This window comes from Nocardia sp. JMUB6875 (genome assembly GCF_041154655.1).
Lineage (GTDB): Bacteria > Actinomycetota > Actinomycetes > Mycobacteriales > Mycobacteriaceae > Nocardia.
The window spans coordinates 1-16466 of the sequence record NZ_BAAFGR010000023.1; the positions used below are offsets into that span (position 1 = coordinate 1).

Here is a 16466-nt window from a genome sequence, read left to right on the forward strand (position 1 = left end):
TGCTGGAACAGACCATCAAGTACATGCGGGAATTGCACCTGGGCGACGAGGTCACGGTGACCTGCGAGTTCGAATGGACCGGGGGCAAGATCTTCACGATGCACCAGCACATCGTGAAACTGGACGGGACGGTATCGGCGCAGATCGATGTCATCACCGGCATTCTCGATCTGCAGGCCCGCAAACTGGTTGCGGATCCCGGTGCGGCGCTGCGGGCCATCGCCGACTCGCCGGGCGTGCTGGGTCTCTGAACAAAAGCCACCATACTCACTCCGTCCCGGTTTATCAGCGAAAATCTTTCGGCGGGAGCGGTTTCCGAAACCCCGGCAGAGTTTGCCGGGGTAGCTGAAATCTTTCGTTGCGGACCGAATCCGGTGCGTCGCGGGATATGATTCAGGTCACGCTCGGCCCCGCAGCAAATCCCGAGCAGATCGGAGTTCAGCATGACCGGCGCCCTGCACCGAAGCGGATCGACCGCCGTCGCGAGCACCTCGCCACCGCTACCTGGCTATCTTGTCGCAGCCACCGAGCGAAGTATCAGCCTGCGGGTCGGTGACGGCACCTGGACCTTCCACCGGACCGATGTCCTCGACATCGCCCGATGGGATACCGCCACGACTCCCGGCAGCTGTGAGGGCCGCCCGGTGCTGGTGCGCGTACGGTCCGGCGCCACTGCCGATTTCACGCAGCGCCGTCGCGTCGAGCTCACCGACCGCCCGCTCACCCTGGCCCCGGACCTCAGCCCGGCCCGCGGTGAAGACGAATTGCGCCGCCAGACCGAAATCTGGGCGCGCGGACTGGAACTGACCACCCGACCCGGTGTCGGCGGGGCCACCATGACCTGCTGCCAGACCCGGTCGCTGCACGGCAGTGACGACGGCATCGCCTGCGACAGCCTGGACTGACGGGGGCGAACATGCCCGCCCGCACCATGGGTTCGGTGCTCATCGTGACCGAGGCCGAAGACCTGCACGGCGACGCGCTCGCCGCCACGCTGCGCAAACATCACGGGCACAACCCGATTCGCCTCGATATGCGCGACTTCCCGCGCGAGAACGGCACTTTCCGCCTGGGCACCGACGGCTCCTACCGGACGCTGTCCCACATCCTCGGGCTCGACGATGTCACCTCGGTCTGGTGGCGGCGACCCCATCCCACCACCGTGCCCGCCGGCCTGAGCGAGGAAGACGACACCTACCGCCGCGCGGAATGCGATGGCTTCCTGCAAGGTCTGCTGTGGTCCGTACCCGCCCTGTGGGTCAACGATCCCGGGGCGGACCGCACCGCGAGCCGCAAGATCGTGCAGCTGGAGACGGCCTACCGCGCGGGCTTCGCGGTCCCGGAGACGCTGGTGACCAATGATCCCGACGAGGCCCGCGCCTTCATCGAATCCCGGCCCGGCCCAGTGGTTTACAAACGCACGGGCACCACCCGCGGGGCGTTCACCGAGACCCGGCTGTTCGCCCCCGGGGATTTCGACCGGCTCACCACGATCCGCAACTCCCCCACCATCTTTCAGGATTACATCCACGCCGAGAGCGATCTGCGCATCGTCTGGGTGGACGGCATCGAGTGGGTGGTGCGAATCGACTCGCAATCCGGTGTGGGACGGGTGGATTCGCGCCTGGACACCTCGGTGGCCTTCACCGCCGACCGGCTGCCCGCCTCGGTGAGCAAGTCGCTCACCACGTTGATGGGCGCGCTCGGGCTGGCTTTCGGCGTGCTGGATCTGCGCGTGGGTCTCGACGGCGAGTTCTACTTCCTGGAGGTGAATCCCCAGGGGCAGTTCGCCTATCTCGAAATCAAGACCGGTCTGCCGATTTTCCAGAGCCTCGCAAACCTGCTGGTTCTCGGCGACGGGACCGTGATCCCGTAAGGCAGCGTGTCGTCCCCGCAAGGCAGCGTGTCAACACCGACCGGGCCGCGCATCATCGCGAGTCGTCGTAATCGCAAGTCGTCGACCGGCTTTCGCCGGTCGAGACCCTCGCAATCGCTTCCCGGGCGGGAGAGACGCTACTTGCCGGCCTTGGCGGCCTTGCGGCGATTGGCACCACCCCGGCTGCGGAGTTGCACATGCGACTCCACCAGCACGTTGTGGATGAAACCGTACGACCGCCCGGTCTCCCGGGCTAGCGACCGGATACTCGCTCCGGCCTCGTACTGCTTCTTGAGCTGGGATTGCAGGCGATCTCGGGACTTCCCGGTGACGCGCGTGCCTTTACCCAATACGGCTTTACCCTGTGCGGGCCTGTCACTCATGGCTATCCTCCGAGTCGCCGTGGGCGCCTCATTCCAGGTTAGAGACTCGGATGGCTGTGATCAACGAAACGGTGTGATGAGAGTCACCCGAATTTGAAACGCACCGTCTTACGCCCCCGGATCGCGGCAATCGCGACCGCCGGTTCGAGTCCGATTCCGACCGGGGACAGGTAGCGGGATCCATTGCCGGACAGGAGCTTCGAGCACATCGGGAGGCTCCCGATCCACTGTTTCCCCCTATCGGGGGAGGTCGGATTACGCCTCGCGGCCGACGTGGGCGAGCGCGAGCGTCCGTAGCGTCGGGGCCCTCGGGGGCTGGACCAGTCGCCTGCCCCGCACCCCATTCCTCAGGAGGATTCGTGCTTTCCGCCATCGTGCCGGCTGTGCGGACCCCGGAGTTGCGGCGGAAGATTCTCTTCACGCTGGGGTTGATCGCGCTGTACCGGCTCGGCGCGGCGCTGCCGTCACCGGGCGTCGCCTTCAAGTCGGTCCGCAGTTGTCTCGCGGTCGTATCCGGTGGTGAATCGGCCGGTATCTACCAGCTGATCGATCTCTTCTCCGGCGGCGCGATGCTGCAACTATCGGTGTTCGCGATCGGTATCGTCCCCTTCATCACGGCCAGCATCATCACCCAGCTGCTGACCATCGTGATCCCGCGATTCGAGGAGCTACGCCGCGCGGGACAGTCCGGGCAAGCCCGAATTACGCAGTACACCCGATATGTCGCAATGGCGTTGGCGGTGCTGCAGGCTACGACACTGGTGGCCTTGGCCGCACGCAGGCAGCTGTTGCGCGGCTGCCCGCAGGACATCCTGGCCGACACCTCGATTTTCGGGATGATCATCATCGTGCTGGTCATGACCTCGGGCGCGGCCCTCGTCATGTGGTTCGGCGAGCAGATCACCGAGCGCGGCATCGGCAACGGCATGTCACTTCTGATCTTCGCCGGTATCGCGGCGCGAATTCCCGCGCAGGGCAGGCAGATCTACGACAGCCGCGGCTGGCTGGGCACCGGCCTGCTGGGTGTCGCCGTCCTGGTGGTCATCGTCGGCGTCATCTTCGTCGAGCAGGGTCAGCGCCGGATTCCGGTGCAGTACGCCAAGCGCGTGGTCGGCCGCAAGATGTACGGCGGGTCCTCGACCTATCTGCCGCTGAAGGTGAACCAGGCCGGTGTCATCCCGGTCATCTTCGCCTCCTCGCTGCTGTATCTGCCGAACCTGCTGGCGCAGTTGACCCAAAAGTCCTCGGGCAATCCGGCCACGTGGCAGGAGCTGATCCAGAAGTATCTGGTCAATCCCGGCAACCCGGTCTACGTGTCGATCTACTTCGCGTTGATCGTGTTCTTCACCTACTTCTATGTCGCGATCACCTTCAATCCGGAGGAGCGCGCGGACGAGATGAAGAAGTTCGGCGGCTTCATCCCGGGGTATCGCCCCGGTAAGCCGACCGCGGACTACCTGAACTACGTCCTGAGCCGGATCACCCTCCCCGGCTCCATCTACCTCGGTGCTGTCGCTGTGCTGCCGAACCTGCTGCTGCGTGGCGGCTCCGGCGGCGCGGTCCAAAGCCTCGCGTTCGGCGGCACATCGGTGCTGATCGTGGTGAGCGTCGGCCTCGATACCGTGAAACAGCTCGAGAGCCAGTTGATGAACAAGAACTACACCGGATTCCTGCGCTGAAGCAGACTGGGCACATGGCCACGACCTCATCCCGGCATCCGTTGCTGTTGCGCCTGGTGTCCACGCTGGTGCTCGCGATCAGCGCCACCGTGCTGTCCGCGGGCACCGCCCACGCCGCCACTCCGGTTGCCGGTCGCAGTGCCGCAGTGGGTTTCGACCCGGGTGCCGCGGATGTCGATCGGGTGGTCGAGGCGCGGGATTCGACGATTTCGGTGCTGCTCGCCAACGATCAGCTCGTGTTCCGCGCGGGATTGCGGTCGGTCATCGAAACCCAGCCGGATCTGCGCTGTGTGGCGGCGGTGGGCGACGGCGCGGCCGCCATCCGCGAGATCCGGCGGCTGCGACCCGATATCGCCATTCTCGATCTCGATATGCCCGGGATCGGCGACCCGGCCACCATAGACACGGTGGCGGAATTCGGCAGCCACAGCCGGATTCTCGCCCTCGCCGCGGAGCACACCGACGAAAACCTCTACCGCGCACTATGTCTCGGCGCGAGCGGCTTCCTCACCAGAGCCGTGCCCGCCGCGGACCTGGTCTCCGCCGTCCGGACCGCCGCACACCGCGACGCCCTGATCGACCCGCGCCTGACCCGCCGCCTGCTCACGCGCCTGACCCACGGCATCGAACCCTTCCCCGCCGCACCCGAACTCGACGCGCTGACCCCTCGCGAACATCAGGTCCTGCTGCTGATGGCCAAGGCCCACACCAATCCCGAGATCGCCGCTGCCCTCGGGGTCGGCGAGCAAACCGTCAAAACCCATGTCTCCAACGTGCTCGCCAAACTCGGCGTCCGCGACCGCGTACAGGCCGTCGTCTACGCCCACACCCGCCGCATCGTTCCCGCCAGCCCGGATCGGCCGCTGTAGAACGGCTTTCGGGCCTCCGCGTCACGCCAGCTGGATGAGCTCCAGGTAGTCCTGCGACCAGTGGTCCTCGGTGCCGTCGGGCAGCATGATGACCCGCTCCGGGTTCAGGGCCTCGGCCGCGCCGGGATCGTGGGTCACCAGGACGACCGCGCCCGCGTAGCTGCGCAGGGCGTCGAGGACCTGCTCGCGGGAGACCGGGTCCAGGTTGTTGGTGGGCTCGTCGAGCAGGAGCACGTTGGCGGCCGAGGAGACCAGACCGGCCAGGGCCAGGCGGGTCTTCTCACCACCGGAGAGGGTGCCCGCCGGCTGCTCGAGCTGGGGGCCGGAGAACATGAACGCGCCGAGCAGGCCGCGCAGGTCCTGTTCGCCCGCGTCGGGGGCGGCGTGGCGGATGTTCTCCCACACCGTGGCCTGATCGTCGAGGGTGTCGTGCTCCTGCGCGAAGTAGCCGATCTTGAGGCCGCGGCCCGGATCGATCTGCCCGGCGGTCAGCGTCTCCACACCGGCCAGCAGGCGCAGCATGGTGGTCTTACCGGCGCCGTTGAGGCCCAGGATCACCACCCGGCTGCCCTTGTCGATGGCCAGGTTCACGCCGGTGAAGATCTCCAGCGACCCGTAGAGCTTGGTCAGGTTGGTGGCCATCAGCGGCGTCTTGCCGCAGGGCGCGGGCTCGGGGAACTTGATCCGCGCCACCTTGTCGGCCACGCGAATGTCGTCGACCTCGTTGAGCATGCGCTCGGCGCGCTTGACCATCTGGTGTGCCGCAGCGGCTTTGGTGGCCTTGGCACCGAGCTTTGCGGCCTGCTGCTTGAGCGCGGACGCCTTCTTTTCTGCATTGGCGCGCTCGCGCACGCGGCGCTGCTCGTCGGTGGCGCGGGCGTCGAGGTACTTCTTCCAGCCCATGTTGTAGATGTCGGCCTCGCCGCGCACGGCATCGAGGAACCACACCTTGTTGACCACGTCATTGAGCAGGTCGACGTCGTGGGAGATGACGATGAGCCCGCCGTCGTGGTTCTGCAGGAAGCCGCGCAGCCAGTTGATCGAGTCGGCGTCGAGGTGGTTGGTGGGCTCGTCGAGCAGCAGCGTGGTGTCGGACTTGCCGCCGCTGCCGTCCGAGGCGCTGAACAGGATGCGCGCCAACTCGATTCGACGACGCTGACCACCGGAGAGGGTCTTCAGTTGCTGGTTGAGCACCCGATCCGGCAGGGCCAGGCTATTGCAGATCCGCGCCGCCTCGCTCTCGGCCACATACCCGCCCAGCGCCGAGAACCGCTCCTCGAGCCGCCCGTACTTCCGGATCGCCTTGTCCCGCTCCTTCTCGTCGGCGACCTCGGCCATCAATGCCTGCTGCTTCTCCATCTCCCGCAGCAACGAATCCAGCCCGCGCGCCGAAAGCACCCGATCCTTGGCGAGGATATCGAGGTTGCCTTCCTTCGGATCCTGCGGCAAATAACCGATTTCACCCGAACGAATGACCTTGCCCGCGTAAGGTTCCCCCTCACCGGCCAGAATCCGCAACGTCGTGGTCTTCCCCGCGCCATTGCGCCCCACCAGCCCGATCCGATCACCGGCCTGCACCCGCAGCCCCGATCCGGGCGCGGTAAGCAGGGTGCGGACTCCGGCCCGGACCTCCAGGTCGGTCGCGGTGATCACAAGCGTCTCCTCGGGTGCAGCGGGGTGCGGATCGGTCAACAAGCGATTGTGCGTCGCATGAACACACAAGAACCACCGATTTTATCCCAGCCGCCCGGGACCCCGAGGTCAGGGCCATGGTCAGGTATGTCACCCCGCCCAGATTCCAACCTTGCGCCGCCACCCACAATCTCGCACGCCACGAGTTCTCGCTGGCGCAACATCGAAAACCGCTGCCCGAACTGGGCCGACACCGGTCCGCAACCTCCCCGCGTCCATGCCCGAGTTGCGCGGCATCGCGGTGCAGCTCGTTCAACACCGTCGGACCCAGACGCCCACGGGCATATCATTGGTGCAGGCCATTTTCGAGCAATTGGGGTCAGCCGACCATGGGTTCGAGATAGCCGCGGGTGTCGCGAGTGGGTACCTCGAAAGATTTCGAGGACGAGATCACACCGACGGGTACATGGCGACAAGCGCAGGTCCCGTCATACGCCGACCGGCATCAACCGTGAGCAGGACACCATGACCATTCAGTCATCGAGCGTGAAGGCAGACCACCCCGACCGCCGACGAGGCTACCGCGAAGGCTACCGTCTCGGCTATCAGGACGGCCTCGACGGCGCAGACCATCCTTCGACTTCCTCACCTCAGTCCCATTCCAGCGACTATTCGACGGACTACCAGGATGGCCTCAACCTCGGCTACGACCGCGGACTCGCACTAGGACATTCGGACCAGACCGGCTGAACCCGATAACGAACGCCTTGCGCGCAAGCCTGTATCGGTGGCAAGGCGCCCGACAGGTTCAGATCTCGACGATGAATTCGTTGGCGCCGGCTCCGGGCTCATCGAGTCGAGGAAGGAGTGCTGGTGGCACGGTCGCGGCGGTCGAAGATTCCGGTCGCGGACAAGGTGCGGGTAGCGCGGTCGGTACTGTCCGGGGAGATGAGCGCAGGGGCGCCCGAACAGCGGCGGTTGCGAATGGAGAACGAGCAACTCGAGCTCGCCCTCGCCGAGACCACCGTGCAACTGAGGGTGTGGCAGCACGGCGCGGCTTTGGTGGATCAGGTCCCTTCATTGACCTCGGAGTGCTGAGAGCGGCAGCGGCACTGACGGTTTCGAGGTTCGATCGCCTCACCGGCATTCCCGAGCGCACCTCTCGGCGACGCCTCGCCCGGCTTCGCGACGGGGATCCGCCGCGCGGTCCGTGGCCGTCGCCGAAGGTGGAGCGGTTCGAGCCGATCGCGGCGAAGTACGCGCAGGAGTGGTCGGCATGGGGCCATCGCAAGATCGCCGCGTTGATGCGCGCCGACGGCTACGAGGTGTCCACCTCCACCGTCGAGTGGGCCTCGCGGCGGCGCGGGTTGTTGCTCCCCCGTGGGCTTCCGAGCGGGCCGGTTCGGTCGGCACCTTGTGCGCCAACGGTGTGTTGGGTCCATTGTTTTCGGCGGGGCCGTTCGGGCGGGTGGTGGATGCCCGAACGGCCCCGGTCGTCGGGTCAGTTGGTTCGGGTGACGGCGGGCGGGTTCCAGGTGCCGTCGATGATCGCCTGATCGGGCCAGTAGGTGCGCATCATCACGTTGAAGTCACCGGACGCGGGCAGCCAATTGGATTCCCGTGCCGGGCCCGGGTTTTCGCGCTGAATATAGATGTCGACCGAACCGTCCGGGTTCTTGGCGAGAGTCTCGCCGCGCACGGCGTAACGGTTGATCGGGTTGTCGACGAAGAACCCGCGGTCGTCGTACATGGTCAACGACCAGAACCCCTTCACCGGGGGGACCTGACCGGCCGGGAAGTGCAGCACGTAGGTGTGGTCGGCGTTGAGCTGGGTGTTCTTCTCATCGACACGGGTGTTGGGGTAGATCGCGTCCTGGGGCAGATTCGCACCCAGACCGGCGTAGGCGACCACCGCGCGCGAAGCGTAATCGGTACCGTAGTCACCGACACCGGTGCGCCCGATCTTCCACCCGTTGACCTCGCTCTTGCCCATATCGACCTCGATCTGAGACAGGGCCTTGGGCCAGGCCTGTTCCCAGCGGGTGCGTTCGTCGGCGGGCAGGGCGGCCAGGTCGAGCTTCTTGTCCGGGGTCCAGCCGATCGAGGCCAGCTGATCGAGCAGCGCCTTGTCGTCGGGGCGGGTCTGGGTGTGAGAGAGGCTGGAGTAGTACAGGTCCCAGTACTGCTGCGGGGTCAGGTTGTGGATGTATTTGGCGACTTCCTGATCCTTGGGCCAGTCCGGGTGCAGATCGGTGTTCTGCGGCGGGGTGTAGGCGCCGCCGAGGGCACTGAGCGGGGTCGCGGTCATCTTGTCCTGGATGGCGATGACGTTGGCGACGTCGTCGGGGCCGTTGACCTGGATGCGGCCGATCATCCACCCGGAGTCGGTGGGCAACCGGTATTCGTGCACGCCCTCGGGCAGACCGCCGTGGAAGTTCGGGCCGACCAGGGCGAACTGGTAACCGTGCACATCACCGAGGGTGCGCGGCCCGGCCGAGGCATCGACGTTGGTCCACGCGTCCAGGATCGGGAACAGGTGATAGCGCCCGCCCATATCGGGCACGCTGACCACCAGCGGCTCGGCGGACACGTCGAAGAACATCGAGGTGTACAGGGTGTCGACATTGGGACGCACTACCCCGGTGAACTGTGCGTTCGGCAGGAAGTGCAGCGGGGCGAGCTGATTCATCGGCGCCGCGCCGATCGACGGGTCCGGCGCGGGGTAATTGGTGGACTGCCGCCGGGTCACCTCCACCGACACCAGCGGATAGGTGTAGGCGTAGGCCTGCACCGCCAGATCACCGGCCGACTGCGCCGACGCCGAACTCGTCGCGCTCGATGATGTCGAGGACTCCTTCGAACACCCCACCGCCGCGACCGCGACCGCGGCCACCAGACCCATCGCCACTGCTACCCGGGCACGCCGGGACTTCGAACTGCTGACCACCGCATCCTCCTGGTTAGGGGTATCGCCGAGCACAGCACGAGTCAGCCGACAAGCGGTTAACTCCTCGTGAGAGTAACCACACACCGTGCACGGATATGGAATTTCCGCACTGCCAACATATTCCGATACAACCTGCATGATCGGAGCGCGCCGAGCAGGCCAATGTCCACCGCGTAGCGAACATATAGCTACATAATGTGGTGGCAGTCGACGCCTGACTTGATCTCAGGAGACACTTTTTTGCGCCACGGAGACACCGCACTGATCCGCGGCACCGCGCTACAGGGCTACCCGGAGCTCGTCGCCGAACTCGGCACCGACCCGGACACACTGCTCGCAGCCGCGGCGATCCCGCGCGCGGCGGTCGGCGACCATGACGCGCTGCTCAGCTTCCGAGCCGTCGTGCAGGCCATCGAATCCGCTGCCCAGACCACTGGAACCGTCGACTTCGGCCGCCGCCTGGCGTTGCGACAGGACATCGAGATCCTCGGCCCGCTCGCCGCCGCCGCTCGCACGGCACCGACCACCGGCGAGGCCTTCCGGGCGCTACACCGCTACCTCGCCGTCTACAGCCCCGCGATCACCGCGTCCCTGGACCAACCCGCCGGGCAGTCCCTGGTCCGGTTCGAATACCGCATCGTCATCGACCGGCTACCCCCGCACCGGCAGGTGATCGAACTCGCCCTCGGCGTCGCGCTCCGCATGACCAGACTGATCGCCGGGCAGACCTACACCCCTGTCTCGGTTCACCTACCGCACGACCCCATGTCACCATTGCGGGAATACCGCCAATACTTCGGTTGCCCAGTATATTTCGCGGAGCCGTTCAGCGGTTTCCTGGTCCGGCCCGAAGACCTCACCCGACCGCTCGCCTCCGACGCCGCCGTGCGCACCGTCGTCGAAACCTACCTCGACACCCTCACCCCACCACCCGACGGCACCACCGCCGGACCGGTCCGAACCCTGATCCGCAAACTCCTGCCCACCGGTACCCTCGATCGCGATCTCATCGCCACCCACCTGGCCATTCACCCCCGCACCCTGCAACGCCGCCTCACCGAGGAAGGAACCACCTACGCCGCCCTCGTCGACGACATTCGCCGAGACGAAGCCGAACACTACCTCCGTGACACCAACATCCCCTTGAGTCAACTGGCCACCCTGCTCGGCTACAGCGAACAGAGCGCCCTCACCCATGCCTGCCACCGCTGGTTCGGCACCACCGCCACCCACCATCGCCACACCCTCCGCGTAAACATCGCCACCCCAACCAAACCCGACAACCAAAGCACCTCAACGGGCATGTCTGACCACAGCGAACTCGACTAGAACAGGGCGTTCACGCGGCCGGATCCTGCCGAGATCTTGGCGCAGGACAGTCGCGGGCGTCCTGGTGGGTGATCAGCGCGCGCCCTTCAAGATCGAGATCGAGCGACTCCATTCGGCGCTGGCCAGTCTCGCCGAGATCGTCGCGTTCGTCATGCGAGGTCTGACCATCCAGATCACCGGTCACGGCGGTATCACCGAGGTGGCAAAACTGTTCGGCTGCACCGTCGCACCACGCCCCGCGCCCTCACCCACGTCCTCCCGCCTGCGCACCCGCCCAGGCCGAGGATGGTTCCGGAAACCGGTGTCTCCGGAGCCGGACTGCTGATTTCGCTGTCTCCTAATCATCATGCACCGCAGGATGATTCGGTGTGGATAGATCGCTTGAATGACGAACCGTGCACGTCCGACCGTAGCCACGGCTGGCGCCGACCCAGGACTTCGATCTCAACGGTGTCTCCCGAACAAGTACAACAGGAATTCGCGGGCGCTCCTCGAAGCCGGACCGGAGGGACCGGCCCGTCGCACCGTAACGCGTTCGTCCCCGTCGGGCCACGATCGTGCCCTCACGCAATGGCGCGAATCCCACGCGTTGCCGTGAGGGCCGCCGACTTGCGCCTTGACCGCGGTTACTCTGTCGAAGTCGTTCGTTCGTAGTCTCGGTGAACCTCCCTGCCTGGCAATTTGTTTCGGTGCCGGCCGCGCCGAGGTGGTGCGGACGGGCAGTCTCAGGGCAACGCGGGCGGCGACCGGTGTCGGCGCGCCCAGTCCCGGCAGGAGGATCTGCATCTAGCCTGGACCGGCACGGCTCGACTGTTCCACCTCAGCGAGCGCATCGAGGCCAGTAGCCGGGAGCGGACATCGTCATCGACTCCATCGGGTCCCTCGAAACATGGAAGCACGCATTCCAATCCCGCGGCCCGGCCGGCACACTCGTCATGCCCGGCCTCCCTACGCCCGACCAAGTTCTCGACATCCCACTGCTCGAACTACGGTCGCGGGGGGCTCGATCAAATCCTCCTGGTATGGCGACACACTCCCCGACCGCGACTTCCCCGCCTTGATCGGCCTGCACCATCAAGGCCTAATCGACCTGAATTCCTTTGTCACCGAGACAATTTCACTGAACCAGGTCAACACCGCACTGGCCAAGCTCCGAAACGGCGAAGTACCGCGCTCGGTCATCCTCCCGTGATCAAACGCCCCGTCGCCGCTGCTAATGCCGGGTCGCCCTCACGCGCCGTGGCGTTCAGTGGGCCACGGCGGTGCGGTACGTGGACAACTCGATGCGTGCTCGGCGTTCGACGAGCAAGGGGACGAAGTGGCGGATTCTCGCGGTTATGAGCGCTGCCCGCGCGCGGGTGATGATGTCGGCGATGACGGTGGCGGGGATTTCGGGGTGGTGGTTGATCAGGTTGTCTTGGACGAGCTGGATTTGAGTGGCTTCGTCTTTTCGCATGCACCGATGATCGATGGGTCGGCCGTGGCGGGCGTAGAGACATTGGACCCTGGTCAGCAGGGAATCGGACATGATCGTGCGCGGGCACCGTGACCGCTCCAGGGGCGTCAGGCGAGGGTCAGCGCCGTGTCCGCGGTCGGGGCGACGGTGTTTTCCGAGAGCCGTTGCCGGGCAAGGCGTTCGCCGAGCTCGGGTAGCGCGCCGACAGGGGTGCCGGCCAGGTCGGCCAAGCTCCAGCGCAGCACCGCTTCCACCCGCGGGCGCGGCTGCCTGCCGCCGAACTCGAGGCATAGTCGCTCGACCGTCAGCTCGAACATGCAAGGCTCGATCGTCCGCTCCGGCTGTGCGGCAGCATGATTCTTGATCACGCATATAGGGTGCTCGATGGGTCTGACATCACAGCAGGGTCGAAGGACCTTTCGCCACGGGCATCAGGGGCCGACACGGACATGGGCTCGTTGCTGGTCGGCTGATCGCGGTCGAAGGTCACGACCGTGGGGGACGTCGGGCCCTGCTCGGTGATCTTGTCGGCGCGAACACTGAAGTCATGACCGCCATGAACAGTCCCTCCGTCGCGATCCCCGACCGCCACACGATGCTGGAGGCGATGCGGCGGGCCTCGCGTGCGCCGTCGGTGCACAACACGCAGCCGTGGCGCTGGGTCCTCGACGGTGACGTCCTGCACCTCTACAGCGACCCGGACCGGCTACTCACCGCCGCAGATCCGCACGGCCGCCAGATGATCATCAGCTGTGGCGCCATGCTGCACCACGTGCGCACGGCCTTCGGCGCGCGCGGCTGGCACACCGACACGGTGCGGTTGCCGAGTTCCGCCGAGCCGGACCATCTCGCCGAGATCCGTTTCCGGCCTTGGGATTCGCCACCGCCCGGCCTCTACACGCGAGCCGCGGCGATGACCACCCGGCACACCGACCGGCTGCCCATGGAACCTCCCGAGCACTTCGACGAGGTGCTGCGGCGCCTGCGCATGCTCGCCTCCCCGCACTACGTGGAGCTGGACCCGCTTGCCGACAACCTGCGCCCGCGCCTGACGACCGCGACCGAACACGCCACCGCGTTGCGTCACCACGACATGATGTACCAGGCCGAGATCGGCTGGTGGGCAGGGCATTCGGGAATATCCGAAGGGGTGCCGGCCGAGGCGCTGCCATCCGCCGCGGAGGCCGCGCGGGTCGATGTCGGACGTTTGTTCCCGGCCGGGCGGCATTCGTTGCGCCGCCCCGAGACGACCGAGGATCATGCCCGCCTGGTCGTGCTCAGCACCGAGTACGACACCCCTGCCGACTGGCTGGCCGCCGGGGAGGCGCTCTCGGCGGTGCTGCTCGAATGCGCCGCGCTAGGGTTGTCCACCTGCGCCCTCACCCACATCACCGAACTGCCCGGCGGGCGGAAGATGCTGACCGGCCTTGTACGTCCCACCCATGAGCCGCAGTTGGTGATTCGCATCGGCAACGCTCCCGACGCCGACCCGTGGGTCCCCACGCCGCGCCGACCGATCCAGGACTTCTTCACCGTCCGCTGAATTCAAGATCGAAATCCCGGTCCGATGGGGACCTTGGACCCTGTTTCAGCCCGCCGCGGCGCGCAACCGTGGGCACGGCCCATTCATCGGACAGGAAGGCGGACAACCTCCGTGGTACGCGAGCTGACGCAACGGGAGATCCTCGTCGAACTCGAACCGATCGCCGGGCAGGCGCTGGATCGGCACCTGTCGGTATTCAAGGATTGGCATCCGCACGACTACGTGCCCTGGGACGACGGCCGCAATTTCGCACGGCTCGGCGGAACCGACTGGGACCCCGACCAATCCCGGCTGAACGAGGTCGCCAAGGCGGCGCTGGTCACCAACCTGCTCACCGAGGACAATCTGCCCTCCTATCATCGCGAGATCGCCGAGAATTTCTCCCGCGACGGCGCGTGGGGCACCTGGGTGGGCCGCTGGACCGCCGAGGAGAACCGGCACAGCGTCGTGCTGCGCGACTATCTGGTGGTGACCCGCGGCGTCGACCCGGTCGCGCTGGAGAACGACCGGATGGCGCACATGACACACGGTTTCGCCGCCCCGGTCGATCCGGCCACCGCCGCAGCGCACGCCGGATTCCTGTATTCGGTGGCCTATGTCAGCTTCCAGGAGCTCGCCACCCGCATCAGCCACCGCAACACCGCGCAGTTCTGTGACGATCCGATCGCCGACAGCATCATGCAGCGACTGGCCCTCGACGAGAACCTGCACATGATCTTCTACCGCACGCTCTGCGGCGCCGCCCTGGAGCTGGTCCCCGACCAGGCGATGGAGGCGATCGACCTGATCGTGCGGAACTTCCGGATGCCGGGCGCCGGTATGCCCAACTTCCGCCGCAACGGCGTCTTGATGGCCAAGCACGGCGTCTACGATCTGCGTCAGCATCACGAGGACGTCCTGCTGCCGGTACTACGGCATTGGAATGTCCTGGGCCGCACTGATTTCGGGCCGCGCGGCGAACAGGCCCGGGAACGGCTGGTCGCATATCTGGACAACCTCGAGCACGCACAGATTCCACGGTTCGAGGAGCAGCGTGACCGCGCCTTGGCTCGCGAGCGCGCCCGGGCCTGAATGCCAACGGCCGGGCGGTGATCCGCCCGGCCCGCCGGATCAGACCGGTCGAATGACCGGCCATCGGGCACTCATTCGGCCGCGTGTACGACCATGACCGGGCAGTGCGCGTGCTGTACCAGCGAATGCGCGGTGGAACCCAGCAGCAGGCCGAGGAAGCCGCCGCGGCCACGATTGCCGACGACGATCAGCTGCGCGAGCTTGGACCATGCCTGTAGCTGTGCGGCCGGGTTGCTCACGTAGACGCGACGGACCACAGTGACGTCCGGATACTTCTCCTGCCATCCGGCCAGGCGTTCGGAGAGTACCGATTCCTCCACGTTCTCGACATCGTCGAGGGCAGGCATCCCCTGGTCGCCGGCGAATATGCCCGCGCTCCAGTCGCTCCAGATGTGGACGGCCACCAGGTTCGCGCCGCGTTCGGACGCCTCGGCGAAGGCGGCGGCGATGGCGGGCTCGCTGACCGGGCCGCAATCGATCCCGACCACCACGGGCCCGGAGGCACGAACCACGTTGTCCGCCTCGGGATCCGGGCGCACGACGATCACATTGCCGCTGGCGTGCGCGGTCACCGACAGCAGTGTCGAGCCCAGATGGGCAAGAGTCCCGGCGTTTCCGGTCGCGCCGAGCACCACGGCGTACGCGGTTGCGCTGAGGTCGATCAGCAGCCCGGCGGACGAGTCGTTGTACAGATGGGCGGTCACCGGCAGATCCGGGTGCGCGGCCTGAACGATCTCGCGGGCACGGCGAATCACCTCCCGGCCCTTCCCCTGAACCGCATCGATCACAGCCGGGGTCACCACCGCGTACGGGCCCACGACGGCACTGGTGCCCACCAGATCGAGGCCGTGAATCAGCTGCAGCTCCCGATCCCGGCTCGCCGCGAGGTCGGCGGCCCAACGCACGGCGACGTCCGACCCCGGCGAACCGTCAACTCCCACAATCACTCCCGCGGACACCAGGTGGTGCGGGTCGTCGTATTCAAGCTCGGCCATTGTCAGCTCCCGGTGATGCGATTCCGAGGGCGGCGAATCACCGCCCACCTTCACGGTATGGATCGCCGGGTGCCGGGCACTGCGGCCGATCGTCCCCGGACCGAAGGCCCAAAGACCGCCTGCGCGCAGGCCGGATGCCGTCGCGACCGGTCAGCTCGCCTCGGCCTCCACTGCGCCGCGCTCGACCAGCCGGACACCGGTGACCAGGGTGGGCTCGACAGCGACGATCGTGTCCATGAGACCGTCTATCCACGGCCGCACCAGCCGGTTGTATCGGGCCACTCGCATCGGATCAGTGACCGTGCGCGCGATCCCGGTGACCACAACCGACCACCCCAGCCGGTTGACGGGATCGATTTCGTCGGCCTCATACGCGACCACCACTTCGGAGTCCGTGCGCACGGCGGAGGTGAGCCGAGAGCTCAAACGGGTGCGAATCACCACGAGGTCACCATCGACGATGTGGTTCACCGGCCGTATCGCGGGCAAGGCGTCCCGACTGAACACAACCCGACCGAAAGGCACCCCGGCCAGCAGCCCCAGCGACTCCTCCCGCGTCAGATTCACCATGGTGCGCGCGGGTTCGTAGGCGTCGAGCTCATCCATCTCCGAACCTCCCGTCATCGGATCTTCTCTCGATCCCCATGGCACCATGCGGATCGCCGTCCTCGACAGAGGCGAATGTC

General features: G+C 66.4%; 18 protein-coding genes. 11 read left to right on the forward strand and 7 right to left on the reverse strand.

What is annotated here, in order from left to right:
• The 3 genes from ACAM49_RS08290 to ACAM49_RS08300 all read left to right on the forward strand — a co-directional run.
• On the forward strand, positions 1–251 hold a 251-nt coding region (locus ACAM49_RS08290; RefSeq protein WP_369634859.1), incomplete at its 5' end, for an acyl-CoA thioesterase.
• Positions 252–443: 192 nt separating this feature from the next.
• Positions 444–905: a hypothetical protein gene (locus ACAM49_RS08295; protein ID WP_369634860.1), complete on the forward strand. Its 462-nt coding sequence runs from the start codon at positions 444–446 to the stop codon at positions 903–905.
• A gap of 11 nt (positions 906–916) precedes the next feature.
• Complete coding sequence (locus tag ACAM49_RS08300; protein ID WP_369634861.1) at positions 917–1876, forward strand: MvdC/MvdD family ATP grasp protein; 960 nt, start codon at positions 917–919, stop codon at positions 1874–1876.
• Positions 1877–2013: 137 nt separating this feature from the next.
• Here ACAM49_RS08300 and ACAM49_RS08305 read toward each other — a convergent pair whose 3' ends face one another.
• Positions 2014–2259, reverse strand: a complete 246-nt coding sequence (locus tag ACAM49_RS08305; protein WP_033087059.1) for a helix-turn-helix domain-containing protein — start codon at positions 2257–2259, stop codon at positions 2014–2016.
• Between the two features lie 359 nt (positions 2260–2618).
• On the opposite strand from ACAM49_RS08305, the gene secY reads away from it, so the two are divergent.
• Together secY and ACAM49_RS08315 are read left to right on the forward strand one after the other, a co-directional pair.
• Positions 2619–3938: a preprotein translocase subunit SecY gene (gene secY, locus ACAM49_RS08310; RefSeq protein ID WP_369634862.1), complete on the forward strand. Its 1320-nt coding sequence runs from the start codon at positions 2619–2621 to the stop codon at positions 3936–3938.
• A 14-nt stretch (positions 3939–3952) separates the two neighbouring features.
• Positions 3953–4807 (forward strand): LuxR C-terminal-related transcriptional regulator, encoded by an 855-nt coding sequence (locus ACAM49_RS08315; protein ID WP_369634863.1) that lies wholly within the window; start codon positions 3953–3955, stop codon positions 4805–4807.
• Between the two features lie 21 nt (positions 4808–4828).
• Here ACAM49_RS08315 and ACAM49_RS08320 read toward each other — a convergent pair whose 3' ends face one another.
• Positions 4829–6460: an ABC-F family ATP-binding cassette domain-containing protein gene (locus ACAM49_RS08320; protein ID WP_369634864.1), complete on the reverse strand. Its 1632-nt coding sequence runs from the start codon at positions 6458–6460 to the stop codon at positions 4829–4831.
• Between the two features lie 504 nt (positions 6461–6964).
• Between ACAM49_RS08320 and ACAM49_RS08325 the strand changes: the two genes are divergently transcribed.
• On the forward strand, positions 6965–7189 hold the full coding sequence (locus ACAM49_RS08325; protein WP_369634865.1) for a hypothetical protein: 225 nt from the start codon (positions 6965–6967) through the stop codon (positions 7187–7189).
• A gap of 123 nt (positions 7190–7312) precedes the next feature.
• Positions 7313–7537, forward strand: coding sequence for a hypothetical protein (locus ACAM49_RS08330; protein WP_369634866.1), 225 nt, complete (start codon positions 7313–7315; stop codon positions 7535–7537).
• Positions 7538–7940: 403 nt separating this feature from the next.
• Here the strand turns inward: ACAM49_RS08330 and ACAM49_RS08335 are convergent, their stop codons facing one another.
• Positions 7941–9386, reverse strand: a complete 1446-nt coding sequence (locus ACAM49_RS08335) for a DUF1254 domain-containing protein (protein WP_369634867.1) — start codon at positions 9384–9386, stop codon at positions 7941–7943.
• A 240-nt stretch (positions 9387–9626) separates the two neighbouring features.
• Between ACAM49_RS08335 and ACAM49_RS08340 the strand changes: the two genes are divergently transcribed.
• Together ACAM49_RS08340 and ACAM49_RS08345 are read left to right on the forward strand one after the other, a co-directional pair.
• A complete protein-coding gene (locus ACAM49_RS08340) occupies positions 9627–10715 on the forward strand; it encodes an AraC family transcriptional regulator (RefSeq protein WP_369634868.1) in 1089 nt (362 codons plus the stop codon).
• Between the two features lie 64 nt (positions 10716–10779).
• Positions 10780–11040, forward strand: a complete 261-nt coding sequence (locus tag ACAM49_RS08345) for a hypothetical protein (RefSeq protein WP_369634869.1) — start codon at positions 10780–10782, stop codon at positions 11038–11040.
• Between the two features lie 921 nt (positions 11041–11961).
• Here the strand turns inward: ACAM49_RS08345 and ACAM49_RS08350 are convergent.
• Both ACAM49_RS08350 and ACAM49_RS08355 read right to left on the reverse strand, forming a co-directional pair.
• Positions 11962–12171, reverse strand: a complete 210-nt coding sequence (locus ACAM49_RS08350) for a three-helix bundle dimerization domain-containing protein (RefSeq protein WP_369634870.1) — start codon at positions 12169–12171, stop codon at positions 11962–11964.
• Positions 12172–12278: 107 nt separating this feature from the next.
• Entirely contained in the window at positions 12279–12539 is a 261-nt protein-coding gene (locus ACAM49_RS08355; RefSeq protein WP_369634871.1) for a hypothetical protein, read from the reverse strand.
• A gap of 179 nt (positions 12540–12718) precedes the next feature.
• Here ACAM49_RS08355 and ACAM49_RS08360 point away from each other — a divergent pair, with 179 nt between their 5' ends.
• A complete protein-coding gene (locus ACAM49_RS08360) occupies positions 12719–13714 on the forward strand; it encodes a hypothetical protein (RefSeq protein WP_369634872.1) in 996 nt (331 codons plus the stop codon).
• Between the two features lie 111 nt (positions 13715–13825).
• Positions 13826–14785 carry an acyl-ACP desaturase gene (locus ACAM49_RS08365; RefSeq protein ID WP_369634873.1) on the forward strand — a complete coding sequence of 320 codons (960 nt, stop codon included), beginning with the start codon at positions 13826–13828 and terminating at the stop codon, positions 14783–14785.
• A 71-nt stretch (positions 14786–14856) separates the two neighbouring features.
• Here ACAM49_RS08365 and ACAM49_RS08370 read toward each other — a convergent pair whose 3' ends face one another.
• Both ACAM49_RS08370 and ACAM49_RS08375 read right to left on the reverse strand, forming a co-directional pair.
• Positions 14857–15780, reverse strand: coding sequence for a universal stress protein (locus ACAM49_RS08370; RefSeq protein ID WP_369634874.1), 924 nt, complete (start codon positions 15778–15780; stop codon positions 14857–14859).
• A 150-nt stretch (positions 15781–15930) separates the two neighbouring features.
• Positions 15931–16404: a pyridoxamine 5'-phosphate oxidase family protein gene (locus ACAM49_RS08375; RefSeq protein WP_369634875.1), complete on the reverse strand. Its 474-nt coding sequence runs from the start codon at positions 16402–16404 to the stop codon at positions 15931–15933.
• Positions 16405–16466 lie beyond the last annotated feature (62 nt).

Bases quoted from the DNA above. Each gene is read 5' to 3' on its own strand.
- ACAM49_RS08315 (WP_369634863.1), top strand. From the start codon at position 3,953: ATGGCCACGACCTCATCCCGGCATCCGTTGCTGTTGCGCCTGGTGTCC.
- ACAM49_RS08370 (WP_369634874.1), bottom strand. From the start codon at position 15,780: ATGGCCGAGCTTGAATACGACGACCCGCACCACCTGGTGTCCGCGGGA.
- ACAM49_RS08375 (WP_369634875.1), bottom strand. From the start codon at position 16,404: ATGACGGGAGGTTCGGAGATGGATGAGCTCGACGCCTACGAACCCGCG.
- ACAM49_RS08300 (WP_369634861.1), top strand. From the start codon at position 917: ATGCCCGCCCGCACCATGGGTTCGGTGCTCATCGTGACCGAGGCCGAA.
- ACAM49_RS08325 (WP_369634865.1), top strand. From the start codon at position 6,965: ATGACCATTCAGTCATCGAGCGTGAAGGCAGACCACCCCGACCGCCGA.
- ACAM49_RS08305 (WP_033087059.1), bottom strand. From the start codon at position 2,259: ATGAGTGACAGGCCCGCACAGGGTAAAGCCGTATTGGGTAAAGGCACG.
- ACAM49_RS08295 (WP_369634860.1), top strand. From the start codon at position 444: ATGACCGGCGCCCTGCACCGAAGCGGATCGACCGCCGTCGCGAGCACC.
- ACAM49_RS08350 (WP_369634870.1), bottom strand. From the start codon at position 12,171: ATGCGAAAAGACGAAGCCACTCAAATCCAGCTCGTCCAAGACAACCTG.
- ACAM49_RS08360 (WP_369634872.1), top strand. From the start codon at position 12,719: ATGACCGCCATGAACAGTCCCTCCGTCGCGATCCCCGACCGCCACACG.